Origin of the sequence: Niveibacterium microcysteis, assembly GCF_017161445.1 — a bacterium.
GTDB lineage: Bacteria > Pseudomonadota > Gammaproteobacteria > Burkholderiales > Rhodocyclaceae > Niveibacterium > Niveibacterium microcysteis.
In genome coordinates this window covers 2,984,955-3,009,939 of record NZ_CP071060.1, presented here as the reverse complement: position 1 = coordinate 3,009,939, position 24,985 = coordinate 2,984,955, and the positions used below count along the sequence as shown (strand labels likewise).

The following is a 24,985-nucleotide window of genomic DNA, read 5'->3' as shown; positions in this document are numbered from 1 at the left end:
CTCGCCGCATCGAAAAGCGCGACCGTTTGGTCGCGCTTTTTTTATGGGGCAGCGGCTACCAGCCGTTCTCCAACGCGATATGCGCGGGCGCACGCAGGCGGCTGAGTCGGTAGCCCATCCGCATCAGTTGTCGGTGCGTGCCTTCGACCATCGCCGGGCCGCCGCAGACCATGAAACGTGAGAGCTCTGGCGTAAGCGCCAGGCCCGCGGCCGATTCGAGCGCACCCGATGCGAGCAGCGCCGGAATGCGTTCGCGCAGGCCCATGTAGCCGGCCTCTTGGGTGACGACTGGCACGTAGGTGAAGCGGGCGCGGCGATCCTCAAACAGCGGGTGATCGGCCGCGGGCTCCAACGCATCACGGTAGGCCAGTTCGGACGATTCGCGCACGCAGTGCACCGCGACGATGTGATCGAAGCGTTGCCATGTCGTGGGGTCGCGAAGGATCGAGACGAAGGGGGCGAGGCCGGTGCCGGTTGAGAGCAACCACAGGTCGCTGCCGTCCGCGAAGCGGTCGATCGTCAGAAAACCCTGCGGGGTCGCGTCGAGCAACAAGCTGCTGCCCGGTGTGAGCGGCCAGAGTTCGTTCGAGAACGGGCCGTTCGCGATGTGGACGACGAGGAACTCAAGCTCGTCGTCCCACGCCGCTGAGCACATCGATAGCGCGCGCCACACAAAGCCGCCATCGGCGCGCTGGATGCCGACGCGTGCAAATTGCCCCGGCGTGAAGCGGTAGCCGCGTGGGCGCGTGATGCGCAAGCTGCGTTGGCGGGCACTCCAATCGCGTAGATGGGTAATCGTCTCGCGGGTGAAACGGCTGTTGTCAGAAGCCATGGCTTGAACCTCCCGAATAGTTGATTAAAATACTCGGAAAAGGTTCCAGCCGCGCTTCAGCCGCCTGCCGGGCTCTCGAACCATTGAGCTACCGTTGCCGGGGCCGGCACGCCGCCAGCGTGTACGACCTTGCCGTCGATCACCACGGCGGGCGTCCGCATGACCCCGTAAGCCATGATCTTCTGCATGTCTTCGACCTTCTCCAGCGCGATTTCCACGCCGCGCTGCTGTGCGACTGATTCGACGATCTGCACCGTATTGCGGCAGTTGGCGCAGCCGCTACCAAGCACCTTGACCTGTTTCATGAGTTCCCTCCGGATTCAGAGTACGAGGTTGAAAACGTAGCCGACCAGCAGGATGCCGGCAGCGACAACGCCTACGAAGGTGGCAATCAGCCGGGGCTTGAGTACCTTGCGCAGGATGATCATCTCGGGGGCGGACAGCGCGATCACGCTCATCATGAACGCCAGCACGGTGCCCAGCGCCGCGCCCTTGCCGATCAGGGCTTCCACGATCGGGATGATGCCGGCCGCGTTGGTGTACATCGGCACGCCCAGCGCGACTGCGACCGGTACCGACCACCACGCGTCGCGGCCCATGATGCCGGCCATGAAGTCTTCCGGCACATAGCCGTGGATGCCCGCGCCGAGCGCAATGCCGGCGACTACATAGGGCCAGACCTTGCCGACGATTTCCCGAACATGGGTTCGCCCCGCGTCGAGGCGCTCGGCCCAGGCGGGGTTTGCGTCCGGTGTATTGATGGCGCCGCCTTCAATGATCGGGCGCACCCAATCCTCGAGATGCGCCTCCATGCGCAGGCGCCCGATCACCAGGCCCGCGCCAATGGCGACGGCGAGCCCCAGCACGAGGTAGAGCGCCGCCACCTTCCAGCCGAACATGCCGAACAGCAGCACCAGCGCGACTTCGTTGACCATGGGCGCCGAAACCAGGAACGAGAAGGTGACGCCGAGCGGGATGCCGGCCGACAGGAAGCCGATGAAGAGCGGCACTGCGGAGCAGGAGCAAAACGGTGTGACGATGCCGAGTGTCGCGGCCAGCACGTTGCCGACCCCTTCGCGGCGCCCGGACAACAGGGCGCGCGTGCGTTCCGGAGCGAAGAAGGTTTGCACCACGCCCATCACGAACACGATGCCTGTCAGCAGCAGCAAGACCTTGGGCGTGTCGTACAGGAAGAAGTGCAATGCCTCGCCGAGCGCGTTGCTCCGGCTCTGGCCGATCAGCGAAAGGGCGGCATCCGCGAAGTCAGTGAGCCGCCCGTAGGCCAGCCACCAGAGTGGTGCGAGCACGGCGAGCGCGACGAGCCAGCGCAGCAGCCGACGATCGTGGCGCAGAGGAGAGGGGGCAGACACCGACATGTGCGACTCCGGAAACCGCGCGGAACGGTCCGCTTACCCGGAAGACGCATCAACGCGGAAAAGGATGCAGCCTGGCGACCTCAGTCGCGCGGCACGAAGCAGCAGACCCGCCCGGCCTCGTCGAAACGCACCTGGCAGGCGGTGGCGAGCCGCGCTCGCAGGCGCTTGCGAGCACGCTGCACGCGCGACTTGGCGGCGGCGAGCGAAATGCCCAACTCGTCTGCATACGCCTGTTGCGACACGCCGGCCAGATCGCAACGCTCGATGGCGTCGCGGTCGTCTGCGCTGAGTTCCGCCAGTACGCGCGGCAGGCAGCGTGCGAGGCTATCCACCGGCGCAGGTGCCGCGTCCGACGCCGGCAGATCCTCAGGCAGTGGAAGCGCGGCGTGAGCGCGGCGGAAGTGGTCCGTCAGCCGGTTGCGCGTGACTTCGAACAGCCATGCGCGCCCGTTGCGCAGCGTTTCGATCTCTCCGCGATGTCGCATCGCTCGCAGGAACACGTCCTGCAGCAGATCGTCGGCGAGCGCCGGGTCGCCGCTGTGGTGCAGCAACCAGCCGCGCAGTTCGCGCTCGTGTGCGTGCCAGAGTTCGGTAAGCGTTTGCATGGGCTGTCGGTTCGAACGCGGCGCGCGGCCGCGTTCGATGAGTATGCGCCAGACTCAGATGAACAAGGTCGTACCGGACTCTGCTGCTTCACCGAGGAAGGCCGCGACGCCGCCCAGCTCGACGCCGTCGATCAGCTCTTCCTGGCGGATGCCCATGACGTCCATCGACATATTGCAGGCGATCAGCTGGGCCCCGCCGTCGACCAGGCCTTTGAGCAGTGCGGTAGGCGTTTCCACGCCCTTCTGACGCATCACGGTGCGGATCAGCTTCGCGCCCATGCCGGCGAAGTTCATCGTCGAGATCGAGTTCAGGCGGTCGGTGCCGGCCGGCATCATCGCGCCGAACATCTTGTCCATGAAACCCTTGGGTACCGCTGGCGCATCGGCGCGACGCAGCACGTTGAGCCCCCAGAAGGTGAAGAACACCGAGACCGGCTTGCCCATCGCGAGCGCCCCGTTGGCGATGATGAGGCTGGCCATGACCTTGTCGAGATCGCCGCTGAAGACGACCAAGGTGGTCTTGTCGCGCGCCGGTAGCAGTTGGGCGGCGCTGGTGGCGGGCAGGGCGGGGGCAGACTTGCCTTTGCGGATCAGCACCGTCACGAGGCCCTTCTCGGTCTCGACCGAGAGCACGTCGTTGCCGGTCTTCTTCGCCCAGGCGCGGATGTCGCGGCCGAAGGCGGGGTCGGAGGCCGTGACCTCGAGCAGCTCGCCCTCGTTCATCGCGCCGGCCGCGCGGTAGGTCTTCATGATCGGGCCGGGGCACTGCAGGCCGACCGCGTTGAGCGTGTGGCGGTTGCCGGCGTTGGCGACGATTGCGCAGCGGCCACCGCGCTCGGCTTCAATCTCGTCCGGGTCGCGGCGCTTGATGTCTTCGTAGTCGAAGATGTCCGGGTTCGATTGCTTGTCGATCGCCCAGGCGTAGGTCTTGTAGCCGCCGGACAGGTTACGCACGTCGGCGAAGCCTGCCTGCTTGAGGATGCGGTAGGCGAGGTAGCCGCGCAGGCCGATCTGGCAGAACACGATGGTCGGTTTGGCTGGATCGAGATCCGCCAGATGCTCGCGCAGGGTGTTCACGTCGATGTGGCGCGCGGCACGGATCGTGCCGAGCTCGAACTCCTCGGCGGTGCGCACGTCGATCAGCTGCACGGTGGTCGGGTCTATGCCCTGCAGCGTGCGCCAGTCGAGCAGCTCATGCGAGCCGTTGAGTACGTTGGCAGCGACGTAGCCGGCGATGTTCACCGGATCCTTGGCCGAGCCGAAGGGCGGCGCGTAGGCGAGTTCCAGCTCGGTCAGGTCTTCCACCGTCATGCCGGCATGGATGGCGGTGGCGATCACGTCGATGCGCTTGTCCGCACCATCCGCGCCCACCGCCTGCGCGCCGAGGATCTTGCCGTCCGGTGCATAGAGTAGCTTCAGGCTGATCTGCTTGGCGCCGGGGTAGTAGCTGGCGTGAGAACCGCCGTGGGTGATGCTGGTGCGGTAGTCGGCGCCGGCGGCGATCAGCTGCTTCTCGTTGAGGCCAGTGGAGGCGGCTGCGAGGTCGAACGCCTTGAGGATCGCCGTGCCCAGCGTGCCGCGGTAGGCGCGTTGGTTGCCATGCACCATGTTGTCCGCCGCCATGCGGCCCTGGCGGTTGGCCGGGCCGGCGAGCGGGATCAGCGCTTCACGCCCGTTGAGCGTCTGCGTCACTTCGATCGCATCGCCAACGGCGTAGATCGCCTCGTCGGAGGTCTGCAGGTATTCGTTGACCTTGATGCCGCCGGTGGCGCCGATCGCGAGCCCCGCTGCACGTGCCAGCGTGGTTTCCGGCCGCACGCCGATCGCCAGCACCACCACATCGGCCTGCAGGCGCTTGCCGCTTTGCAGGTAGACGACGGTGTGGTCCGTCTTGTCCTCGAAGCGTTCGATCTTGTCGGCGAGGTAGAGCTCGACATTCTTGTCGCGCATGTGGGCATGCACGATCGCGGCCATTTCGTAATCGAGCGGCGCGAGGATCTGGTCCGCGCCCTCGACGAGCGTGGTGAAGAGTCCGCGTTCATGGAAGTTCTCCGCGACCTCGATGCCGATGAAGCCGCCGCCGATCACTACTGCGCGGCGCGGCTGCTCGGTCTTGAGGTGTTCCATGATGCGGTCGAGATCCGGGATGTTGCGCAGGCCGAACACCCGCTTCGACTCGATGCCCGGCAGCTTCGGCCGCACCGGCTCGGCGCCGGGCGAGAGCAACAGGCGGTCGTAGGGCTCGTCGTACTCCTCGCCGGTGGCGAGATTGCGCAGGCGCACGGTCTTCGCCGCACGGTCGATCGCGATTGCCTCGGTGCGACTGCGGACGTCGACGCGATAGCGCGCCTCGAACGCCTCTTCACTGGTGACCAGCAGATGTTCGCGCTCGGCAATCGCGCCGGAGAGGTGATACGGCAGGCCACAATTGGCGAAGCTGATGTAAGGGCCGCGCTCGACCATCACGATCAGGGCGGACTCGTCGTTGCGGCGAATGCGGGCGGCTGCGGTGGCGCCACCAGCGACGCCTCCGACAATGACGAACTTCATGAGGGGATCTCCAAAAATCAACAAGCGCTATATAGCCAAAAAGCGATTAATTGAATTCTAAATCGAACGGTGTGGGCCGCACACCACGCGGATCATAGAATTTCCAGAAAGCTTTATAGCTATTGGGCTATGTCAACATCGGCAGCCGTCGTGACCGCAAAAATCGTCAAGTCAGTCGATTCCAGCGTGTGCCCATGTCCGAAGCCAAGCCCGTCGCCATCCCCGTCAAACCGGTCAAAGCCACCGATGAAGTCGCCTTGTACGAGGTGCGCCGCAAGGTCTATCCGCGTGCAGTGAGCGGCATCTTCGCGCGCTGGCGCTGGGCGATGGTGTGGTTCACGCAGCTCTTGTTCTATGGCCTGGCGTGGGTGCAATGGAACGATCGTCAGGCGCTGCTGTTCCACCTGACGGAGCGCAAGTTCTATCTGTTTGGATGGGTCTTCTGGCCGCAGGACGTGTTCTACCTGACCGTGCTGCTGATCATCTGCGCCTACTCGTTGTTCTTGTTCACCGCAGTGGCGGGGCGCCTGTGGTGTGGCTATGCCTGCCCGCAGACGGTCTACACCGAGATCTTCCTTTGGATCGAGCGGAAGATCGAAGGTGACCGCGCCAAACGGATGAAGCTGGACAACGCGGCGCCCAGCTTCGCGAAGTTCGCCACCAAGGCAGCCAAGTACGGGGCCTGGGGCGCATTGGCCTTGTGGACCGGCATTACCTTCGTTGGCTACTTCTCGCCGATCCGCGAGCTGCTCCCGAACATCGCCCGCTTTGAGCTGGGCGGCTGGGAGCTTTTCTGGATCTGCTTCTACGGTGGCTTCACCTACCTGATGGCCGGTGTGATGCGCGAGCAGGTGTGCAAGTACATGTGCCCCTATGCGCGTTTCCAGGGCGTGATGTTCGACCCGGATACCCTGGTCATCACCTACGACCCGGAGCGTGGCGAACCACGCGGGGCCAAGCGCAAGCAATCCGAACAGAAGCTGGGCGATTGCGTCGACTGCGGTATCTGCGTGCAGGTGTGTCCCACCGGCATCGATATCCGCGATGGTCTGCAGTACGAATGCATTGGCTGCGCTGCCTGTATCGATGCCTGCGATCAGGTGATGGACAAGGTTGGCTCGCCGCGTGGGCTGATCCGCTACACCACAGAGAACGCGATGAAGCAGCACTGGGGCATGCGTGATGTGCTGCGCCATGTGATCCGGCCGCGGGTGCTGGTGTACCTGTCGGTGCTGCTCGCCATCATCGTTGCAGGCGGCTGGTCGCTTGCCCACCGCGACACCCTGCGTGTGGATGTGATCCGCGACCGCACGACGCTGTCACGCGAGGTCGAAGGCGGCCTGATCGAGAACATCTACACCTTGCAGATGATGAACATGGCCGAGACCACGCGGCATATCCACGTGGGCGTCTCCGGGCTGGATGGCGTGACACTGGTCGAAGCGCCGGACTTCGAGCTGCCGCCTGCCGGGAACAAGGGCTTCACGATTCATGTACGGGTGCCGGCGGATTCGGCTCCCAAGGGTTCGCACAAGATTGTTTTCGACATCCGCAGCGATGGGGCCGAGGCCGCGCGATTGAGCGAAAAGGCCAGCTTCATGATGCCCTGAGGCTGCATCTTCTGACGGGGGACTCACCATGGCACTCGAAATCCTGTTTGGCAGCGACATCGGCTTGCTCAGCCTCTTCACCATCGTCTTCGTATTGGGCATGGGCGGCTACATCTGGCACTTCGCCCGCAAGCACATGAAGGACGAAGAGGCGCACCTGCCTCACTGAGCGCCTTTTGGCCATTGCTGCCCCGGCATTGCGGCCGGGGCTGTGCATGAGTCAGCGCTGCGTGTCGCCAGCCGGGCGCGGGGGGGACGATTTGTCACCCGGTGCGGGCGCAGCTGAGTCGCCGTCGGTGGGATGTGGCCGATTGGGGCGCGCCACCAGTCCCTTAGGGGAACTCGCGCATGTCGCAGGCACCACGCCTTCCGGGGTGGCGTGCTGCACCGTGGTGCCTTCTTTCTTACCCTTGCAGTCGGCGTAGGCCTGTGGTGGCGGTTCGTGCCGCTGGAGCTCGTTGCCGGGCGGCGTCGCCGTGGTCTGCGCGACGGTTGTGCCTGTTATCAATGCAGCGGTCAGAGTAAGTGCGGCGCTCATGATCTTCATGGTGGATCTCCCGGATTCCTGGGCCATCTGATGTTCACGGCGCGGCGAACAAAGCGTCGGACGCCGCGAGGTAGCTGCTGATCGTGCTCACGTCGGTGATTGGCGCTGCGTACAGGTAGGGCGCGGTCGCCGTGGTGTAGTCGAAGGGCGTGCCGTTGGCATAGCTGCCGGACAGGATCGAGTGGCGCAGCGCAGCCAGCTGGATCTTCTGCGCGGCCGACAAGCTGGCGTAGACCTGTGTGAAGACCGTCGCGTAGCGGTAGTTGTTCTCGCCGTCCAGTTCGCCGTAGGTCGCCGAGAGCGCGAGCACCTTCGCCTTCACCGCGTCCGCGTCTGCCGCCGAGACCCGCAGGCTGCGCAGCAGCAGGGCGATATCGGTACGCAGCTGCACGATATTGGTCGGGCCGGTGTAGAGGTTGGCGCGCTGCGTGTCCACCAGGCTGGACATGGTGGCCGCTTGCGCAGTGGTGACGTAACCCTTGCCGGCGTCGCTGAGCGCTGCCCCGGCGGTTGCTGTGAGCTGCTCGCTGATGCTGTAGCCCTCATGGCCGACGGCAGGCGCATCCTTGATGTAGAAGCCGCCGTAGTAGGTGCCATGACGTTCGGGGCAGAAGTACACATCGGCGTCGACGCTGCCGGCATACCAGCTGAACAGGTCACTGGCGTAGGTCATCACCGCCACCGCAGTGCCTTGCGGCAGACCGGCCATCTTCGCCTTGATCTGCGCGTCGGCGATGTCGGGCCACGAAGCCCAGCCCTTGCCCTTCATCGCGTCGAGGTAGGCCTTCTGGCTGGCGTCGAGCGAGCGGTAGAGGTTCGCGTAAAGCAGGGCGCGGTCGAAACTGATCTGGCCGTCGATCAGGTACAGCGCCCGCGAGGCCGCCTTCACCGCATCAAGGTTCAGGGCGGTGCCGCTGGGCATGTTGCCATCCATCTGGCGGCGGAAGGCCTGCATCAGCGTGAAACGCTGGTAACCGTACTGGTTGATCTGGTCGAGCTGGCTGGTTGCCAGCGCCTTGAGCTGCGCGAACTGCGCATCGTTGAGGATGTAGAGCACGTTGTTGGCCACCCGCGTCAGGAAGCTGGTGTTGTGCCCCATGTTGTCCGGGTCGTTGTCGCGCAGGTACTGGAAGCCGGTGTAGTCCGCCACCTTTCCGGGCGGGAAGAAGGACTGCGCCGCCAGGTTGCCCGTCATCAGCGCCAGGCCGTCGAAAGCGAGCGTGGTGCGCTGCGCTTGATCCGACAGGGTTTGCACCATGTTGAACGCGGGCGATCCGGCGGGCGTCTGGCCCACCGTGATGCGCTGGCTGCTGCTCAGCTTGCCGGCGGCGGTCGTGGCGGTCAGCGTCACCGTGTAGGTGCCGGGGGCCGCAAAGGCGTGCCCGGTGTTCTGCTGCGTGCTGGTGCTGCCATCCCCGAAATCCCAGGCCCATGCGCTGGGGCTGCCGCTGCTCGCATCGGTGAACTGCACGATCTGCCCGGCGACCGCCGCAGCGGTGGAGGGCGTGAAGGCGGCGCCGCTGGTGGTTCCGGTGGTGCCGGTCGTCCCGTTTGTGCCGGTGCTTCCCGTGCTGTTCGTTTCAGAGCCGGATCCCCCACCGCCGCAACCGGCGAGTACGAGGGCAATCAGCAAGATCGCCCGACGCAGCGGCTGGGCGGAAGGCTTGGGTCGTTTCATGATGGGTCTCCCCGCTTGGATGACGCTTCCATCGTGGCTCTGCCGGATGGCGGCTGACCCCGCCGCTCGATGACAGATCTGTAATGGATTCGCGCGCCGATCGGGCTAAGCTGCGCGCAGGAGGAGTGCATGAAAGTCCTGCTGATCGAGGATGAACGCAAGATCGCCGATTTCGTCACCGCCGGTTTCCGGGAGCAGGGTTTCGTGGTCGAGCACTGCGCCGACGGCAACCTCGGCTACGAAGTCGCCCGGCGCGGCGGGCATGACGTGATCCTGCTCGACATCATGCTGCCGGGGCGCGACGGCCTCTCCATCCTCAAGGCGTTGCGGCGTGCCGGCGATGCGACCCCGGTCCTCCTGCTGACTGCGCGCAACGAACTGGACGACCGGGTCGAGGGGCTCAACCTCGGCGCCGACGACTACCTGGCCAAACCCTTCTTCTTCGAAGAGTTGCTGGCGCGGGTGCAGGCGCTGCTGCGCCGGGTTTCCGGCGAACGTCAGAACTTCCTGATCGTGGGGGATCTTCGGCTCGACCGCATCGCCCGCGAAGTCACCTGGTGTGGCAAGGCGGTGGATCTCACCAGCCGCGAGTTCAACCTGATCGAGTATCTGATGCGCGCCCCCGGCCGGGTGCTGACCCGCACCCAGATTCTCGAACACGTCTGGGGCTACGACTTCGACCCGAGCACAAACGTGGTCGACGTCTGCATCCAGCGCATCCGCAAGAAGCTCGCGTCGCTCGAGGGTGAAACCGCGGGCGATTCGCCGATCGAGAGCGTGCGCGGCGTCGGCTACCGCTTCCGGAAGCCGGTGTGATTCGCAGCTTCCGATTCCGCCTCGCCTTGCTGGCCAGCCTGCTCACCGGGGCGGCGCTGCTGGCTTTTGGCGGCGGCGCATGGGCCTTGCTGAGGGTGCAGCGGCTGGACCGGCTCGATGCCGACCTGCGCGCCCACGCCGAGCGCGAGACTGGCCGGCGGCGCGATGTGGACGACTGGCGCCGAATCGAGTCGAGGCTTGCGGCAGACCTGGGTTTCGACGATGCGCGCGCGCTGGCCCTGGCGGTGAGCGACGGACAGGGCAGCGACTACCGCTCGCCGCATTGGCCCGCCGGACTCGCGATGGCGGCGCTGCCCTGGCCCGCTGCCGCCGAGGGGCGCGTGGGAGAAGCACCGCCGCGCCGGCCGCCACGGGAGGCACCCTCTGCGCCGCCACCACCTCGGCAGGACGAGGCGGGGGGCGATCGGCCGCTACCGCGAGATCGTCCGCCGCGTGACCGAGGGGGCGAGGATGGTTCGCCCGCCGAACGGCCCCATGTTGTGTCGCTTACCCGTCGCGCAGGCGAGCAGACCTGGCATGTCGCACTGGCGGTCGCAGGCGGCAACCGTGTCGCCGTCGCTGCCGACGAGCAGGTGGTTGCCGCCGAGATGGCGGAAGTGCGACGCGCCTTCGTCTGGGCGTTGCCGCCGGTGCTGCTGCTGGTCGGCTTCGGCGCCTGGCTGTTCTCGGCGCGGGCCTTGCGGCCGCTGAAGACTCTGACCGCGGTCAGCCGCGAGCTCAGTGTGGCGGCGCTGGACCGGCGCATTCCTGCGGCGGGCGAAGACGCCGAATTCGTCGAACTGATCGAAGTCTTCAACCACATGCTCGCGCGGCTCGAACGCAGCTTCGAGCAGGCGCAGCGCTTCTCGGCCGATGCGGCCCACGAGCTGAAGACTCCGCTCGCGATCCTGCAGGGCCAGCTGGAGCGCGCGATCCAGTCGGCCGAGGCGGGCTCGGCGCTGCAGGCGCAACTCGCGGACATCCTTGACGAAGTCCGTCGCCTTTCAAGCATCTCCGGCAAGTTGTTGCTGCTGTCGCGGGCCGATGCCGGGCGACTTCGCCTGCATCGCGAAGCGGTGGACCTGAGCGCCGCGCTGGCCGAGCTGATCGAGGACGCGCGCCTGCTTGCGCCGCACCTTCAAATCAATGCGAAGGTGCCTCCCGGCCTGGTCGTGCAGGCCGACGGCGCGCTGCTGCAACAGGTCCTGCATAACCTGCTCAGTAACGCGATCAAGTACAACACCGAGTATGGCTGGATCCGGTGCGAGGCATCGGCGGGCGCGCAGGGCATGACGCTACGCATCGCGAACGCCAGTCATCAACCGGCACCTTCAGATCCCGAGCAGTGGTTCGCGCGTTTCGTGCGTGGCGATGTGGCGCGCACCCGTGCGGTGGATGGCGTCGGGCTGGGGCTTAGCGTCGCACGCGAGATTGCGCGCGCCCATGGCGGGGACTTGCGTTGGGTGCCCGGCCCCGTGGGGGTGGTGTGCTTCGAACTGCAGTTGCGCTGACGGGCGGGCGCCCCAACTGAAACGCCCGCCGTCGGGTTAGCCGCCCATGCGCGACTGGAAGACCAGCCCCGCGTGCTCGCGCAGCGCGTGGAACTTGACCTCCGGGTAGCGTTCGCCGGCCACCTGCAGCTCGGCGCTGTGGCTGGCGAGGAAGGTCGGCGCATCGACCACGTCGTAGGCGATGCGGTGCGCGTTGGCGTCGATGAAGCGCTTGAGGATGTTCGGGTCTTCGCAGGTGACCCAGCGCGCGAGGCGGTAGTTGGTGCTGCCAAGACGCGCCTCGACGCCGTACTCGGTCTTCAGGCGGTGCTGCACCACTTCAAACTGCAGCGTGCCGACTGCGCCGAGCAGGATCATCGTGCCCGCTTGCGGGCGGAAGACCTGGATCGCGCCTTCTTCGCCGAGCTGTGCAAGGCCTGTGCGCAGTTGTTTGGTGCGCAGCGGGTCTTTCACTTCGACGGTCTGGAACAGTTCCGGTGCGAAGAAAGGCAGGCCGGTGAATTGCAGCACTTCGCCTTCGGTCAGCGTGTCGCCCAGTTGCAGCAGGCCGTGGTTCGGGATGCCGATGATGTCGCCGGGGAAGGCCTCGTCCACGATCTCGCGGCTTTGCGACAGGAAGCTCACCACGTTGTTGGTGCGCAGTTCCTTGCCGTTGCGCGAGATCTTGAGCTTCATGCCGCGGTCGAAACGGCCGGAGCAGATGCGCACGAAGGCGACGCGGTCGCGGTGCGCCGGGTCCATGTTGGCCTGGATCTTGAACACCACGCCGGAGAATTTCGGCTCGTCGACATGCACATAGCGCTGGATCGCGGTGCGGTCGCCCGGGGGCGGTGCCATGTCGACCAGCGCGTCGAGCACTTCCTGCACGCCGAAGTTGTTGATCGCCGAGCCGAAGAACACCGGCGTCTGCTTGCCGGCGAGGAAGGCTTCGCGGTCAAAGGCGGGCGCGGCCATTTCGACCAGTTCGATGTCGTGCTGGGCATGCTCCCAGCGGGTGTCGAAGCGCGCGGCGATTTCCGGGTTGTCGCGGCCGTCGATGGATTCCTCCTCGCCCGACACACGCTCTTCGCCAGCGCGGAACACCCGCATGCGGTTCTTCGGCATGTCGAACACGCCGGCGAATCCCTTGCCCATGCCGACCGGCCAGGTGAAGGGCACGGCCGGCATGCCCAGCGTGCGCTCGATCTCGTCGATCAGCGACAGCGGTTCCTGCACTTCGCGGTCGAACTTGTTGATGAAGGTGATGATCGGCGTGTTGCGCGCGCGGCAGACCTCGAGCAGGCGCAGCGTTTGCGACTCCACGCCGTTGGCGCCGTCGATCACCATCAGCGCCGCATCCACGGCGGTCAGCACGCGGTAGGTGTCTTCCGAGAAGTCCTGGTGGCCCGGGGTGTCGAGCAGGTTGATGACGCAGTCGCGGTACTCCATCTGCATCACCGACGAGGCGACCGAGATGCCGCGCTGCTTTTCGATCTCCATCCAGTCCGAGGTCGCGTGGCGGCTGGCTTTGCGTGCCTTCACGCTGCCGGCGATGTGGATCGCGCCTGCGAACAGCAGCAGCTTTTCCGTCAGCGTGGTCTTACCCGCATCAGGGTGGGAGATGATGGCAAAGGTGCGGCGTCGGGCGACTTCGCGCTCGATCGGGGAAACGTCGGACATTTTTGAACCCGCAGGCGGGCGCGTGGCGCCCGTGAGATGACGTAAAGCGTTGAATTATCGCACGTAAGCTGACCGTGGCGCTCGGCTTCAGGCAGCGTGTTGCGTGCCGCCGGCGACGATGCCCGCGTGCAACAGTGTTGAAACCTCGGCCGCCGGCATCGGGCGGGCGAAGTAGAAGCCCTGCGCGGAGTGGCAGCCTTCCATCGTCAGGAAGTCCAGTTGCGAGGGCGTCTCGACCCCTTCGGCAATTACGTCGAGCTTCAGGCTGCGTCCGAGCTGCACGATTGCACGGACGATTGCCGCATCGTCCGGATCGTCCGCCACGTCATTGACGAAGCTGCGGTCGATCTTCAGCCGGTCAACCGGGAAGCGCTTGAGGTAGGAGAGGCTCGAATAGCCGGTGCCGAAGTCGTCGATCGAAAGCTTCACGCCCAGCGCCTTCAGGTCGTTCATCGTGCGCAAAACCTCCTCGGCGTTGTGCATCAAGAGCGATTCGGTCAATTCAAGTTCGAGCATGCCTGGCGGGATGCCATGGCGGTCCAGCGCGGCACGCACCTTGCCAACAATGTCGGTGCGGCGGAATTGCAGCGCCGAGATATTCACCGCGACGGTGAGTGTGTCGATACCTTCGTCGCGCCAGCGCCGCGCCTGCGCGCAGGCTTCGCCGAGCACCCACTCGCCGATCGGCACGATCAGGCCGCTTTCTTCCGCCACCGGTATGAAACGTGCCGGCGAGACGTTGCCCAGGACCGGGTTGCTCCAGCGGAGCAGGGCTTCCACACCCAGCAAGCGCGTTGTCGTCAGCTCGACCTGTGGTTGGTAGTGCAGTGAGAGTTCGCCGAACTCGAGCGCCTGGCGCAGCGCGTTTTCCATGCGCAGGCGATCGATGGCCGAAAGGTTCATGGCTTCGGTGAAGAAGCGGAATGCGTTACGGCCCGAGTCCTTGGCGTGGTACATCGCCGAGTCGGCGTTCTTCAGCAGGGAGTCGACGTCGACGCCGTCTTCCGGGTAAAGCGCGATGCCGATGCTGGCGCCGGTGGACAAGGTTTGCGCCTGCACGTCGAGCGGCAGTGAAAGCTTGTCGACGATCTTGCGCGCAACGATGCCGACATCCTGCTCGTTCTCCACGCACTCAAGGACGATGAGGAACTCGTCGCCGCCGAGCCGCGCCACGGTGTCGGTGTCGCGCACGCAAGTGCGCAAACGCGCCGCGACCGCGCGCAGCACCTGGTCGCCGAAGGCGTGGCCAAGCGAATCGTTGATGTTCTTGAAGCGATCCAGGTCGAGGAACATCAGCGCGGCCCGCTTGCCGGCACGCAGCGCACGCGCCATCGCTTGTTGCAGTCGGTCGCGCAGCAGCGTGCGGTTGGGCAGGTCGGTCAGCGGGTCGTGGTGTGCAAGCCATTCAAAGCGGGCCTTGCTGGCGCGCTGTTCGGTGACATCCTCGATCGCGCAGATCAATTGTTCCGGCGCGCCGCTCGTGTTGCGCATCATCGACACGGTGGCGCTGACCCACAGCTCGTGGCCGTACTTGTGCTGCAGCCGTGCCTCGAGGCTGAAAGACTGTTGTGCGCCGCTCAGGCACGCTTCCACTTCGGTGCGATAGGCGTCTCGCGCGCCGTTCTCGGTCAGTGCAGCGAAGCTGGTGGCCAACAAGTCGACCGCGCCGTAGCCGGTGATGGCGCAGAAACGCGGATTGACCTGAAGGATTCGGCCATCGAGCGCGAGTATCGCGATGCCGACTGGCGCATTCTCAACGGTCAGGCGGAACCGTGCCTCGCTGTCACGCAAGGCTGCTTCGGCCCGCTTGATGTCGGTCAGGTCGACATCGATGCAGTACATCTCCGGCTCGCCATAGCGGTTGTGCGTCATGACGTGGCTTGAGAACACCGATACCAGCGAACCGTCCTTGCGCTGCAGATCGAGCTCGCCGGCCGGAATCGGTTCTCCGGTGCGTAACCAGTGCGTGTGCAGTCGCACCACCTCGTCACGCATCGGTTCGGGGATGATCAGCTCTTCCAGCAAGCGCCCACGCACTTCGCTCGCGCTGTAGCCGTACAGGCGTTCGCTCGCGCTGTTCCAGAACACCACGCGGCGTTGCGGGTCGTAGCCCTGGACGGAGATGTTCGGCACCTGTTCCATGACCGCGCGGAAGCGATGCTCGCTGTCGGTCAGGGCATGGTTCAGCGCGCGATCGCTGGTGACGTCGATCATCACGCCGGAAAGGCCGATCGCGTTGCCATCCTCGTCGAAGCGCACAACGACCAGGTCGCGGACGAACACCGCATGGCCGCCGGCGTGCACCATGCGGTATTCGATCTCGTAACGGTCGCTCTCGGCCGCGTGTGCCGCATCGAACGCCAGCGCGAAGCCGCGATCGTCCTGATGCAGATGGGCCTGCCAGAATCCAGGCGTGTACCACTCATCCTTCGCGTAACCCAGCAGGGTTTCCGCGTAGGGCGAGACGAAGCGGAACCGCCTTCCCGGCAGGTCCGCTTCCCACATCACCAGGTCCAGCCCCGCTGCGAGCGCAGCGAAGCGATCGTCATTCATGCTTGGGCGCTCCAGCCTCTGTTCGGCGGCCGGGCAAGCTTCCCGGCCCCGCGTCGTATCCGTGTGCCTTGCAGGCTATCGTTGACTTTGGCTACCAAAAGCCAAGCTGATTCGAGCGTTATCGGCGCGCCGCGGAAAACCTTGAGGGCCGGGTGTCACCTTTCAGGTGCCGCGCAAACCGCGCGCCCAGCGCCGATAGATCGCGTCGGCCACGCGCTGGCTCTGTGGCAGCAGGCTAGGTGTCCGTGAGTGGATTTCGGCTACGGACTGGACACCTGGCGATTGGCTTGCCGAGATTTCGGCGCGTCCCTCGGTGCTGGTGGTCCAGTCTGTGATCTTGTCGGCGGTGATTTCGCAATGAAATTGCATCGCCAGATGCAGCGAGCCGACGCTGAAAGCCTGATGGCGGCAGTGTTCGCTGCTCGCAAGCAGTTGCGCGCCGGCTGGAAGATCGAAGCTGTCGCCGTGCCATTGGAAGATCGGGAAGCGCTCGGCGCCAAACCAGGTGTTCGCGTTGGTCGCGGGATGCGTCGCGATATCGACCCAGCCGATTTCGGCGTGCGGGGCGCGCCGGATCGTTGCTCCGCACGCGCTGGCGAGCAGCTGCCCGCCGAGGCAGTGGCCGAGAACCGGCACGTCAGCGGCCATCGCGGCGCGGATCAGGTGCTCGGTCGCGCGCAGGTGGGGGAGCGGATCGTTCACGCTCATCGGGCCGCCGAGCACGCAGAGGCCGGCAAAGCCCCCTACCTGTTCCGGAACTGCATCGCCAGCCCAGATCCGGATGATCTGCAGCGTGTGGTTGTGGCGATCGGCCCAATCCGCGAAGTGGCCGGGGCCATCGTTGGGCACGTTCTGAATGACTGCGATGGGCAAGCGGGCCATGGGTATTTGAAACCTTGCGAGGACGATTGTGCGCGGCTAGACGGGCTACCGGCCTGGATTTTCAAATGGTACTATCGCAACACTAAAACGACGACGTCAAGAGTGCCAATTTGGTGCGTCGGCATCATTGTGGTGCCGAGTCGTCGGTTTGACTTTGCGCCCTGGAGGTTTGATGAGCGATCACGCCTTTCCGTACCTTTCCGCCAGCACCTTCTTGCTGGCGCCTACCCGACAACAGGCCCCGGATCGGCCGTTCTGCGTGGCCGGAGTCGCGTGGGATGGTTCGGTGACGAATCGGCCAGGTGCGCGTTTTGGCCCCTCAGCGATCCGGCGCGCGAGCCAGATGCTGTGCGATGCGGAGCATCCAGTGTTCAACCGCACGCCGCACGGTCAGGTCTGTGACGCGGGCGATCTGATGTTGCCCAACACCAGTCTTGAGACCATGCGCGCGGCGCTGCAGCCGCAAGCCGAGGCCTTGATTGCCGCGCATCGCATGGCGTGGATCGGAGGTGACCATTCGATCACGCTGCCGCTGCTGCGAGCCTACCGAAAGGTCCTTGGGCGCCCGCTGGCACTGGTGCATTTCGATGCGCACTGCGACACCTGGACCGACCACTTTGGCGAGCCCTCCGGCCACGGCACCTGGACCTACGAGGCCTTGCAGGAAGGGCTCGTGATTCCGGAGGCGACGGTGCAGATCGGTATCCGCTCTTCCGGCCAGCGTGAGGCGCGCGAGTATGTGAATAGCGTCGGCGGCAGGGTCTTCACGGCGCGTGAGTTACGTGGCGCCGAGAGTCCGTCGCAATTGGCCTTCGTGATCGACGAGATCCGGCGGCGCGTGGCGGCGGCCGGCAATCCGCCGCTATACCTGTCGCTCGACATTGATTGCCTTGATCCGGCGTTTGCGCCGGGCACCGGCACCCCGGAGCCCGGTGGCATGACCTCGGCGCAGGTGCTGACGATTCTGGAGGAAACCGCCGGCCTGCCTTGGGTGGGCATGGACTGCGTGGAAGTCGCGCCGCCCTACGATGTTTCCGAGCTCACCACCAACGCGGCATCCACCTTCGTATGGACCTGGCTCGCGGGACAAGCCCGATGAATACGCTGAACCAAAAACTGTCTGACGATCCGCGCGAACGCTCGCTGACCTCCAATTCCTACTACCTCGCGAGCGCGCCCTCGGTGGGGGCGTGGCCGGTGCTGGCCGGGTCGGCCGACTGCGATGTATGCGTGGTTGGCGGTGGCTTTGCCGGCTTGTCTGCGGCGATCGAACTGGCGCGGCGTGGCTTCAGCGTCACGGTGCTTGAAGCGGAGCAGGTGGGCTGGGGGGCATCCGGGCGTAACGGAGGCCAGGCGATCGTCGGTCATGCATCGGACGCACCGATCGAGAACCAGCTTGGCGACGATGCGGCGCGGCAGGCCTGGGCGGTGACGGTGGAAGGCTTGAACCTGATCCGCGAGCGGATTGCGGAGTTCAACATCGATTGCGACTTCGTGCCCGGCTACAAGTACCTCGCTGTGAATGAACGCAAGGCGCGGGCTCTGCACGAGTGGTTCGAGCATGTGACGCACTTCTACAAGCACCCTTACTGGCGCTGGGTCGGGCGCAACGAAATAGGCGAGCACATCGCCAGTCCGCGCTTTCATTCGGGGCTGCATGACACGCTATCGGGCCATCTGCATCCGCTCAAATACTGCCGCGGCTTGGCCCGCGCTGCCGCGAGCCTGGGCGTGCAGATCCATGAGAACAGCCGGGTGGTTGCAATCGAACGGGGCGAGCGCCCACTGCTCAAGACGGCTGCCGGCCAGGTGCGCGCGCGTTTCGTGGTGCTGGCGGGCAATTCATACCTTGGCGGTTTGGTGCCGGAACTGCAGCCGCGAATCATGCCGGTGGGCACTTATGTGGTGGCGTCTGAGCCGCTCAAACCTGAACTGGCGGATTCGCTGATCCGCGAGCGGGCTGCGGTGTGCGATTCCAATTTCGTGCTCGACTACTTCCGCGTGTCGCCCGATCACCGAGTGATCTTCGGTGGGCGCGTCAGCTATAGCGGCATGACGCCGCCGAACCTGGCTGCCGGCATGAAGCAGCGCATGCTCAAAACCTTCCCGCAACTGGGCGAGGGGGTGAAGGTGGATTACGCCTGGGGTGGCTTTGTCGATATCTCGATGAACCGCGCACCCGATTTCGGCCGGCTCACGCCCAACATCTACTACCTGCAGGGCTTTTCGGGTCACGGCCTGTCGCTCACCGGCATGGCGGGGCGCCTGGTGGCGGAAGCCATTGCGGGGCAGGCCGGGCGTTTCGACATTTACGCGCGTCTGCGCCATTTGCCGTTCCCCGGGGGGGCGCTGCTGCGCACGCCGGCCCTGGTGCTGGGGATGGCCTGGTATCGCCTGCGCGACCTTCTCTGACAGGGAGCGATGATGACAGCCAGCCTGATCGCGTTCCGCGAGAGCAGCACCGAACCGGAGGCGTTTGCGCCCGCCCCGGATCGCGTGTTGAGCGGTAATCCGCAGCAAGCCGCAATCAACTATTACGCCAGCGCGGGCGACCGGCTACTCGCAGGTGATTGGCGCTGCGACCCCGGTAGTTGGCGCGTGTGCTACGACCCGGATGAGTACGAGTTCTGCCAGATACTCGAAGGCCATGTTCGCCTGACCGACGAAACCGGGCTGGCGCGGGAATTCCGTGCTGGCGACGCCTTCGTGATCGAGGCGGGGTTCCGTGGGGTGTGGGAAACGCTCAGTTACTGTCGCAAGCTCTATGTGATTTGTCGCGTCCCGTGAGTCGCAGTGCGGCGTTTTTTGACGGCGACTAACGTGCGCCGGACGGTGGGCTGACGACGCCAGACCGTCGGCTTGGCCGAATCTGGATCGACCAAGCTAGGCTACCGAGAGTGGCAGCAAGCATGTCCTTGTGGGCGTCCCACATATCGCCTTGCTGGCCGTTGTACGACTCGGCATCCTGCGCCGAGAGCGTGGCGGCAACTAGCCATTCGAACCACTCATACCAGAGGCTGGTGACCATGATGGCGCTAACCGCGATGACGAAGCTGACTCTCGCGTTTGTCGCCCATCGCTGCACGGCAAAGCTCATGACAGCAGGCGTCAGGCAGAAGCCGTAAAGAAAGTGCACAAGGCGATCGAAGTTGTTCCTCTTCCAGCCCAATGCGTGTTCAAGCGAGAAACCGAAGGCTGCTGTGAGCCAGCGGTCGTAAGGAACGTTTGAATACAGCCAGCGGGCGGCAACCGAATGCACCGCCACGAATAGCATGATCAGCAGGTAGTCGCGATCGCTCGCACCGTGTAGTTTCACATGCCGCCATAGCAGGGCTACGCCGGCTATGGTCAGCGAACAATGCAGCAATTGTTCGGCAGGCCAGATCGGGTGAATCCAGGTCGCGCAAAAGACGGCGAGTGTCAACGCCGTGGAAACGGATTTTGGCGGAATAAGGGGCATCGCACGGAGGGAAACGCTTGGGGCGTCAAGTGAATGAAGCGCGAGGTTGTTGTACTACGGCGCGACGCTATTGAGTTGCTCCTGCGCTTCCATGAACTTGCGGCGGAACTGCATTGGATCTGCGATGTGAGGGATCGGCGCCTGGGCTTCACCGGCACCCGAGATCAGCAGCGAGCCGAAGTTGAGCAAACGCCCAGCGACGCTTTGGTCGACCTGAATGCTCTCGACCCGCGCGAGGTTGATTTCAACCGTGCGGCGTCGAATGAAGCCGAACTTCGCGATCACGCGCTTGTTGGTGATGGCGAGTTCCGTTGAGCGGCTGCGAACCCACGCGACGCCCCAGAAGATCAGGCCAACGCCAAATGCAGGCAGGAGCAGCAGCCCGAGCAGGATCGTGCCGGTTTGCGACCACAGGCTGATGCGGCCGATGTGAACGATGTGTTCGCCCTGTGTGAGGGCATCGTTGATGTAGCGGGTCATGGGTTTTGTGTTGCAGACGGGGGTAGGCCCGGCGCTTGGAGCGTGGGGCTGCTCAAACCGACGTGCCGCCAGGGGCGGCGGTAGTCGTCACCTGCGGCAAGGCGCAGCGGGTGCACCTTGCCGCGGGATTTTCAGCCGCCGCGCATCTTGCGGCGGGTTTCGTAGCGCTCTTGCGCTTCGACACTGAAGGTGGCGGTCGGGCGCGCGATCAGGCGTGCCACGCCGATCGGCTCGCCGGTCTCTTCGCACCAGCCATACTCACCGTTGTCGATGCGCTGAATCGCTTCGTCGATCTTGTGCAGCAACTTGCGTTCGCGATCGCGTACGCGCAGTTCCAGCGTGTGATCTTCTTCGACCGAAGCGCGGTCCGACGGATCGGGCGTGGCTTCGTTGTCGCGCAGATGCAGCGTGGTGTCCTTGGCCGATGCAAGCAATGCATCACGTTCCTGAATGAGGCGCGCGCGGAAGAAGGCCAGTTGCCGCGGCGACATGTAGTCGGCCTCCGGTGCGGCGAGCATCTCTTCCTGGGTCGGTAGCGTGCGCGGGGCGTCGAGGGTTTCGTTCATGGTTTTCCTCCTGTTGGCGCATTGTCCCGGAAACAGGCCCTCGTGTTTCGGGCAGGAATCCGGCTGATTCGGTGGCGCTTGGCTATTGCGTCAATGTTTGTCTCGCCGCGTCTTTGCACCATACACCACAAGCGCGTCCCGGCGTGCGCTGTGTGTTGCATGATTACCTTATCCGTCCCCCTGTGTGATGTATCTGTGGCGCGTCAAATGCCGGCGATGCCTTATGTCACTTAACGTCGGCCGGCCGAGGCAGCTTTGACGACGTTGCCGAGCAGGCGGCCGTAGTACGCGATTTTGTCTGTCGGCACATAGGCATAGCCGACCACCAGGCCACGTTCCTTCTCGGCACCAAGGTAGTAGGTTGATAGCGCGCGCACCTGCAGGCCCTGTTCGGCTGCCTCCTGGGCCAGGCGTTCATCGTCGGTACCGGGCGGCAGCTGGATTACCAGGTGCAGGCCCGATTCCTCTTTTGAGAGCGTGGCTGCGTTGCCGAGGATGGGCTTGAGCGTGCGCTGCAGCAATTCACGGCGTTGGCCGTAGAGCTGACGGATGCGGCGCACATGGGTTGCGAAATGGCCTTGTTCCAGAAAGTCGGCCAAGGCGGCTTGCTGCATCATCTGGCCGGGTCGTTGCAGGTCATAGAGCGCGCTGCGAAATGGTGCCACCAGTGCAGGCGGCACCACCATGTAGCCCACCTTGATGCCGGGGTAGAGGATCTTCGAGAAGGTGCCCATGTACACGACACGGTCGTGCGTATCGAGCCCTTGCAGCGACGACAGTGGCCGTCCGGTATAGCGGAACTCGCTGTCGTAATCGTCTTCAAGAATCCATGCGCCGGTGCGCGCTGCGATATCGAGCAGCAGGCGGCGGCGTGCGAGGCTCATCACCACGCTCTTGGGGTACTGGTGCGACGGTGTCAGGTAGATCAGGCGCGGCGGTTTGTGCTGGTCCTCGGCAGTGGGGTTCATGCCTTCGTCGTCAACCCGCACCGGATGCAAATCGAGGTCGCGTGATTCGAACACGCGTTGCGCACCCCAGTAGCAGGGGTCTTCAACCCATGCGGTGTCGCCGGCGTCCGCCAGCAGCTGTGCGCAAAGGTCCAGGGAATGCTGCGTGCCGCCGGTGATCAGCACCTGATCCACCGTAACACGCACCGAGCGCGATACCCGCAGGTAGTCGGCGATGGCGCGGCGCAACGGCAGGTAGCCGCCGTTCTGGCCGTAGTCCAGCAGCTCCGGTCGCGCCTCTCGCCAGTATTTGTTTTGCAGGCGTTGCCAGAGCTTGATCGGGAAGACCGAGAAATCGTCGTCTCCGGGCACGAAGGGCTGGATCTCGTAGCGATGGCCGGCCGCATGGTCTGCAACACGGCGCCCACGAACCGACAGCGTGGCACCCACGGCAGCAGTGGTGCCTTCTTGTGGTGCATGCTGCGGTGCAATGGCGCCATTGTGATGCGAATTTCTTGATTGTCGCTCCGGTGCCAATTCTTCGGTCGCTGGTTCGGGCAACGTGTCGGCCACGAAGGTGCCGCTGCCGGTACGGGAGCTGACATAACCTTCGGCGAGCAATTGCTCGAACGCCGTTACGACGGTGTTCCTTGAAAGTCCTAAATCCCTTGCAAGATCTCGTGTTGAAGGCAGTTTGCTGCCAACAGGAAGGCGGCGGGAGAGGATTGCGCTGCGAATCGCCTCGTACAAACGACGATGACGCGGCACGTTTCCTGCGCGGGCGCTCTGGTCCATTTCGGCCAGAATTAGATCGGCAATCGGCAGAGAGCTCACGGTGGCACCATCGAAAACGACAAAGTGGTGCTTTCAATAATACCAAAACGCGTTACATTGTCACTACCAATTGGATGGTTCAGCGACCACACTACACAGGTGGTGTGCGACGGGCGAGCGAGGGGGGAGACCATGCTTGTAGGCGTAACCAAGGAAATCAAGAACCACGAGTACCGCGTCGGCCTGACGCCGGCGGGGGCCGCGGAGTTGGTGCGAAATGGCCATCAGGTGCTGGTGCAGACTCAGGCGGGGGCTGGGGTCGGGTTCAGCGATGCGCAGTACGAAGCCGTCGGGGCGCGTATCGCGCCAGATGCTGCCAGCGTGTTTGCACAGGCGGAGATGGTGGTCAAGGTCAAGGAGCCGCAGCCGGACGAGTGTCGCGCGCTGCGGCCCGGTCAGGTGCTCTTCACGTATTTGCATCTCGCTCCGGATCCGGAGCAAACACGCCTGCTTGTGGAATCGGATGCGGTTGCGATCGCCTACGAAACGGTGACCGATGACCGCGGTGGCTTGCCCTTGCTGGCGCCGATGAGCGAAGTTGCGGGCCGCATGGCGATTCAGGCTGGCGCCAAGGCGCTGGAAAAGTCGCAAGGTGGTTCTGGCGTGTTGCTGCCTGGCGTGCCCGGCGTGCCCGCCGCCAAGGTGCTGGTCGTGGGCGGCGGTGTGGTCGGTGTGAATGCGGCGCGTGTCGCGATGGGAATCGGCGCGCAAGTCACGATTCTCGACGTGTCGCTCAACCGGCTCAAGGAACTCGACGCCCTTTACGGCCCGCGGCTGCAGACGCTCTACTCAAACCGCGCGAACCTCGAAGACGCGCTGCGCGAAGCGGATCTGGTGATCGGTGCGGTGTTGATTCCCGGCGCGGCTGCGCCAAAGCTGATCACGCGCGAGATGCTCGCGCTGATGAAGCCCGGTTCGGTGATTGTCGACGTCGCGGTGGATCAGGGCGGTTGTGCCGAAACCACGCATGCGACAACCCATCAGGAGCCGACCTACATCGTCGACGGCGTGGTGCATTACTGCGTCGCCAACATGCCCGGCGGCGTTGCGCGTACCTCAACGCTCGCGCTGACCAACGCCACGTTGCCCTTTGTTCTCCAGCTCGCGAACAAGGGCTATCGCCGCGCCCTGCAGGATAACCATCACTTGCGCAACGGCCTGAATATCCATCGCGGCAAGGTGACCTGCGAGGCCGTGGCGCGTGAGCTGGGTTACACCTACCACGCCGAATTCTGACCACTACCTCTGCCGATGAAGAAGCCAATCGTCCTCGTTCCCGCCTGCAGCAAGATGCTCGGCGCGCATCCATTCAATGCAGTCGGCAAGAAGTACCTCGATGCAGTGGCCGTGGTCGCCGATTGCCAGCCGCTGCTGATTCCGGTGCTGGGCGATACGCCTGATCTCGATGCGCTGCTGGATATCGCAGATGGCGTGATGCTGACCGGTTCCGTCTCCAACGTGCATCCGGCGCATTTCGATCAGGCGGTGCGAAATCCGGCGCTGCCGCTCGACCCGGCGCGCGACGCGGTGACGCTGCCGCTGACCCGCCGTGCGATCGCGCGTGGTGTGCCGCTGTTCGCAATCTGCCGCGGCTTTCAGGAGATGAACGTTGCGTTTGGTGGCTCGCTTCATCAGGCGGTGCATGAGACGTCGGGCTACATGGACCACCGCGAGGACAAGGCGGCCTCGCTCGACGTGCAGTACGGCGAAGCCCATCCGGTCACCTTGTCGGGCCGGCTCGCGGAGATCGTCGGCGCCACGCGCGTCGGCGTGAATTCGGTGCACGGCCAGGGTATCGATCGGCTTGCGGATGGCCTGGTGGCCGAGGCGCTGGCGGACGACGGTCTGGTCGAGGCCTTCCGGGTGGCAGCGGCCGAGGCGTTCGCCCTCGGTGTGCAATGGCACCCGGAATGGAAGGCCGCCGAGAACCCTGTGTCGACCCGGATTTTTGCTGCGTTTGGCGACGCCTGTCGCAAACGGATGCTGGCGCGGAGTGCGTGATGAACCGTGAATCCCGATTCGTCGTCTGGTTGGCCTACCTGCCCTAAGGGCGAACGCCAGCCAGCGGGCTGGCGGCGA

At 64.7% G+C, this 24,985-nt stretch carries 23 protein-coding genes; 9 read left to right on the top strand and 14 right to left on the bottom strand.

What is annotated here, in order from left to right; translation table 11 throughout:
* Nucleotides 1-55: 55 nt before the first annotated feature.
* The 5 genes from JY500_RS13645 to JY500_RS13625 all read right to left on the bottom strand — a co-directional run bounded on the left by JY500_RS13645 (nucleotide 56) and on the right by JY500_RS13625 (nucleotide 5,363).
* Nucleotides 56-832, bottom strand: a complete 777-nt coding sequence (locus tag JY500_RS13645) for a ferredoxin--NADP reductase (protein WP_206253182.1) — start codon at nucleotides 830-832, stop codon at nucleotides 56-58.
* A gap of 56 nt (nucleotides 833-888) precedes the next feature.
* A complete protein-coding gene (locus JY500_RS13640) occupies nucleotides 889-1,137 on the bottom strand; it encodes a thioredoxin family protein (protein WP_172198598.1) in 249 nt (82 codons plus the stop codon).
* Nucleotides 1,138-1,152: 15 nt separating this feature from the next.
* Complete coding sequence (locus tag JY500_RS13635; protein WP_206253181.1) at nucleotides 1,153-2,208, bottom strand: permease; 1,056 nt, start codon at nucleotides 2,206-2,208, stop codon at nucleotides 1,153-1,155.
* An 80-nt stretch (nucleotides 2,209-2,288) separates the two neighbouring features.
* A complete protein-coding gene (locus tag JY500_RS13630) occupies nucleotides 2,289-2,813 on the bottom strand; it encodes a sigma-70 family RNA polymerase sigma factor (RefSeq protein ID WP_206253179.1) in 525 nt (174 codons plus the stop codon).
* 54 nt (nucleotides 2,814-2,867) lie between these two features.
* Nucleotides 2,868-5,363, bottom strand: a complete 2,496-nt coding sequence (locus JY500_RS13625; protein WP_206253178.1) for an FAD-dependent oxidoreductase — start codon at nucleotides 5,361-5,363, stop codon at nucleotides 2,868-2,870.
* 194 nt (nucleotides 5,364-5,557) lie between these two features.
* On the opposite strand from JY500_RS13625, the gene ccoG reads away from it, so the two are divergent.
* Nucleotides 5,558-6,973 (top strand): cytochrome c oxidase accessory protein CcoG, encoded by a 1,416-nt coding sequence (gene ccoG / locus JY500_RS13620; protein ID WP_206253172.1) that lies wholly within the window; start codon nucleotides 5,558-5,560, stop codon nucleotides 6,971-6,973.
* 28 nt (nucleotides 6,974-7,001) lie between these two features.
* Nucleotides 7,002-7,142, top strand: a complete 141-nt coding sequence (locus JY500_RS13615; protein ID WP_206253165.1) for a DUF3149 domain-containing protein — start codon at nucleotides 7,002-7,004, stop codon at nucleotides 7,140-7,142.
* A gap of 51 nt (nucleotides 7,143-7,193) precedes the next feature.
* Here JY500_RS13615 and JY500_RS13610 read toward each other — a convergent pair whose 3' ends face one another.
* Together JY500_RS13610 and JY500_RS13605 are read right to left on the bottom strand one after the other, a co-directional pair.
* Entirely contained in the window at nucleotides 7,194-7,520 is a 327-nt protein-coding gene (locus JY500_RS13610) for a hypothetical protein (protein WP_206253163.1), read from the bottom strand.
* A 34-nt stretch (nucleotides 7,521-7,554) separates the two neighbouring features.
* On the bottom strand, nucleotides 7,555-9,198 hold the full coding sequence (locus JY500_RS13605; RefSeq protein ID WP_206253161.1) for a PKD domain-containing protein: 1,644 nt from the start codon (nucleotides 9,196-9,198) through the stop codon (nucleotides 7,555-7,557).
* A gap of 129 nt (nucleotides 9,199-9,327) precedes the next feature.
* Between JY500_RS13605 and JY500_RS13600 the strand changes: the two genes are divergently transcribed.
* Nucleotides 9,328-10,014: a response regulator transcription factor gene (locus JY500_RS13600; RefSeq protein WP_206253154.1), complete on the top strand. Its 687-nt coding sequence runs from the start codon at nucleotides 9,328-9,330 to the stop codon at nucleotides 10,012-10,014.
* Nucleotides 10,011-11,525, top strand: coding sequence for an ATP-binding protein (locus JY500_RS13595; RefSeq protein WP_206253153.1), 1,515 nt, complete (start codon nucleotides 10,011-10,013; stop codon nucleotides 11,523-11,525). Before JY500_RS13600 ends, JY500_RS13595 begins: the two co-directional genes overlap by 4 nt.
* 36 nt (nucleotides 11,526-11,561) lie before the next feature.
* Here the strand turns inward: JY500_RS13595 and JY500_RS13590 are convergent, their stop codons facing one another.
* The 3 genes from JY500_RS13590 to JY500_RS13580 all read right to left on the bottom strand — a co-directional run bounded on the left by JY500_RS13590 (nucleotide 11,562) and on the right by JY500_RS13580 (nucleotide 16,619).
* A complete protein-coding gene (locus JY500_RS13590) occupies nucleotides 11,562-13,184 on the bottom strand; it encodes a peptide chain release factor 3 (RefSeq protein ID WP_172198612.1) in 1,623 nt (540 codons plus the stop codon).
* A gap of 87 nt (nucleotides 13,185-13,271) precedes the next feature.
* Entirely contained in the window at nucleotides 13,272-15,737 is a 2,466-nt protein-coding gene (locus JY500_RS13585; protein WP_206253151.1) for a sensor domain-containing protein, read from the bottom strand.
* A gap of 162 nt (nucleotides 15,738-15,899) precedes the next feature.
* Entirely contained in the window at nucleotides 15,900-16,619 is a 720-nt protein-coding gene (locus tag JY500_RS13580) for a type 1 glutamine amidotransferase (RefSeq protein ID WP_206253149.1), read from the bottom strand.
* A gap of 172 nt (nucleotides 16,620-16,791) precedes the next feature.
* Here JY500_RS13580 and speB point away from each other — a divergent pair, with 172 nt between their 5' ends.
* The 3 genes from speB to JY500_RS13565 are packed head-to-tail and all read left to right on the top strand — an operon-like array spanning nucleotide 16,792 to nucleotide 19,406.
* Nucleotides 16,792-17,718, top strand: coding sequence for an agmatinase (speB, locus tag JY500_RS13575; protein ID WP_206253147.1), 927 nt, complete (start codon nucleotides 16,792-16,794; stop codon nucleotides 17,716-17,718).
* Nucleotides 17,715-19,031, top strand: a complete 1,317-nt coding sequence (locus tag JY500_RS13570; RefSeq protein WP_206253145.1) for an NAD(P)/FAD-dependent oxidoreductase — start codon at nucleotides 17,715-17,717, stop codon at nucleotides 19,029-19,031. The genes speB and JY500_RS13570 overlap by 4 nt, the downstream gene beginning before the upstream one ends.
* Nucleotides 19,032-19,043: 12 nt before the next feature.
* Nucleotides 19,044-19,406, top strand: a complete 363-nt coding sequence (locus JY500_RS13565; RefSeq protein ID WP_206253143.1) for a cupin domain-containing protein — start codon at nucleotides 19,044-19,046, stop codon at nucleotides 19,404-19,406.
* Between the two features lie 28 nt (nucleotides 19,407-19,434).
* Here the strand turns inward: JY500_RS13565 and JY500_RS13560 are convergent, their stop codons facing one another.
* The 4 genes from JY500_RS13560 to pdxR form a co-directional block, all read right to left on the bottom strand.
* On the bottom strand, nucleotides 19,435-20,079 hold the full coding sequence (locus tag JY500_RS13560; RefSeq protein ID WP_206253137.1) for a DUF2238 domain-containing protein: 645 nt from the start codon (nucleotides 20,077-20,079) through the stop codon (nucleotides 19,435-19,437).
* Between the two features lie 54 nt (nucleotides 20,080-20,133).
* Nucleotides 20,134-20,559, bottom strand: coding sequence for a PH domain-containing protein (locus tag JY500_RS13555; RefSeq protein WP_206253136.1), 426 nt, complete (start codon nucleotides 20,557-20,559; stop codon nucleotides 20,134-20,136).
* A 131-nt stretch (nucleotides 20,560-20,690) separates the two neighbouring features.
* Nucleotides 20,691-21,125, bottom strand: coding sequence for an RNA polymerase-binding protein DksA (gene dksA, locus JY500_RS13550; protein ID WP_172198635.1), 435 nt, complete (start codon nucleotides 21,123-21,125; stop codon nucleotides 20,691-20,693).
* Nucleotides 21,126-21,355: 230 nt separating this feature from the next.
* On the bottom strand, nucleotides 21,356-22,867 hold the full coding sequence (gene pdxR / locus JY500_RS13545) for a MocR-like pyridoxine biosynthesis transcription factor PdxR (RefSeq protein ID WP_172200716.1): 1,512 nt from the start codon (nucleotides 22,865-22,867) through the stop codon (nucleotides 21,356-21,358).
* 171 nt (nucleotides 22,868-23,038) lie between these two features.
* On the opposite strand from pdxR, the gene ald reads away from it, so the two are divergent.
* Both ald and JY500_RS13535 read left to right on the top strand, forming a co-directional pair.
* Nucleotides 23,039-24,142, top strand: coding sequence for an alanine dehydrogenase (ald, locus tag JY500_RS13540; protein ID WP_172198639.1), 1,104 nt, complete (start codon nucleotides 23,039-23,041; stop codon nucleotides 24,140-24,142).
* Nucleotides 24,143-24,157: 15 nt separating this feature from the next.
* Nucleotides 24,158-24,907 carry a gamma-glutamyl-gamma-aminobutyrate hydrolase family protein gene (locus JY500_RS13535; RefSeq protein WP_206253134.1) on the top strand — a complete coding sequence of 250 codons (750 nt, stop codon included), beginning with the start codon at nucleotides 24,158-24,160 and terminating at the stop codon, nucleotides 24,905-24,907.
* The last annotated feature ends 78 nt before the right edge of the window (nucleotides 24,908-24,985 follow it).

What these genes read in the sequence shown, in the direction of transcription:
- JY500_RS13630 (WP_206253179.1), bottom strand. Translation starts at nt 2,813, where the DNA reads ATGCAAACGCTTACCGAACTCTGGCACGCACACGAGCGCGAACTGCGC.
- JY500_RS13610 (WP_206253163.1), bottom strand. Translation starts at nt 7,520, where the DNA reads ATGAAGATCATGAGCGCCGCACTTACTCTGACCGCTGCATTGATAACA.
- JY500_RS13590 (WP_172198612.1), bottom strand. Translation starts at nt 13,184, where the DNA reads ATGTCCGACGTTTCCCCGATCGAGCGCGAAGTCGCCCGACGCCGCACC.
- pdxR (WP_172200716.1), bottom strand. Translation starts at nt 22,867, where the DNA reads ATGGACCAGAGCGCCCGCGCAGGAAACGTGCCGCGTCATCGTCGTTTG.
- JY500_RS13615 (WP_206253165.1), top strand. Translation starts at nt 7,002, where the DNA reads ATGGCACTCGAAATCCTGTTTGGCAGCGACATCGGCTTGCTCAGCCTC.
- JY500_RS13535 (WP_206253134.1), top strand. Translation starts at nt 24,158, where the DNA reads ATGAAGAAGCCAATCGTCCTCGTTCCCGCCTGCAGCAAGATGCTCGGC.
- JY500_RS13605 (WP_206253161.1), bottom strand. Translation starts at nt 9,198, where the DNA reads ATGAAACGACCCAAGCCTTCCGCCCAGCCGCTGCGTCGGGCGATCTTG.
- dksA (WP_172198635.1), bottom strand. Translation starts at nt 21,125, where the DNA reads ATGAACGAAACCCTCGACGCCCCGCGCACGCTACCGACCCAGGAAGAG.
- JY500_RS13600 (WP_206253154.1), top strand. Translation starts at nt 9,328, where the DNA reads ATGAAAGTCCTGCTGATCGAGGATGAACGCAAGATCGCCGATTTCGTC.
- JY500_RS13570 (WP_206253145.1), top strand. Translation starts at nt 17,715, where the DNA reads ATGAATACGCTGAACCAAAAACTGTCTGACGATCCGCGCGAACGCTCG.
- ald (WP_172198639.1), top strand. Translation starts at nt 23,039, where the DNA reads ATGCTTGTAGGCGTAACCAAGGAAATCAAGAACCACGAGTACCGCGTC.
- JY500_RS13565 (WP_206253143.1), top strand. Translation starts at nt 19,044, where the DNA reads ATGACAGCCAGCCTGATCGCGTTCCGCGAGAGCAGCACCGAACCGGAG.
- JY500_RS13625 (WP_206253178.1), bottom strand. Translation starts at nt 5,363, where the DNA reads ATGAAGTTCGTCATTGTCGGAGGCGTCGCTGGTGGCGCCACCGCAGCC.
- JY500_RS13585 (WP_206253151.1), bottom strand. Translation starts at nt 15,737, where the DNA reads ATGAATGACGATCGCTTCGCTGCGCTCGCAGCGGGGCTGGACCTGGTG.
- ccoG (WP_206253172.1), top strand. Translation starts at nt 5,558, where the DNA reads ATGTCCGAAGCCAAGCCCGTCGCCATCCCCGTCAAACCGGTCAAAGCC.
- JY500_RS13555 (WP_206253136.1), bottom strand. Translation starts at nt 20,559, where the DNA reads ATGACCCGCTACATCAACGATGCCCTCACACAGGGCGAACACATCGTT.
- JY500_RS13645 (WP_206253182.1), bottom strand. Translation starts at nt 832, where the DNA reads ATGGCTTCTGACAACAGCCGTTTCACCCGCGAGACGATTACCCATCTA.
- JY500_RS13580 (WP_206253149.1), bottom strand. Translation starts at nt 16,619, where the DNA reads ATGGCCCGCTTGCCCATCGCAGTCATTCAGAACGTGCCCAACGATGGC.
- speB (WP_206253147.1), top strand. Translation starts at nt 16,792, where the DNA reads ATGAGCGATCACGCCTTTCCGTACCTTTCCGCCAGCACCTTCTTGCTG.
- JY500_RS13635 (WP_206253181.1), bottom strand. Translation starts at nt 2,208, where the DNA reads ATGTCGGTGTCTGCCCCCTCTCCTCTGCGCCACGATCGTCGGCTGCTG.
- JY500_RS13640 (WP_172198598.1), bottom strand. Translation starts at nt 1,137, where the DNA reads ATGAAACAGGTCAAGGTGCTTGGTAGCGGCTGCGCCAACTGCCGCAAT.
- JY500_RS13560 (WP_206253137.1), bottom strand. Translation starts at nt 20,079, where the DNA reads ATGCCCCTTATTCCGCCAAAATCCGTTTCCACGGCGTTGACACTCGCC.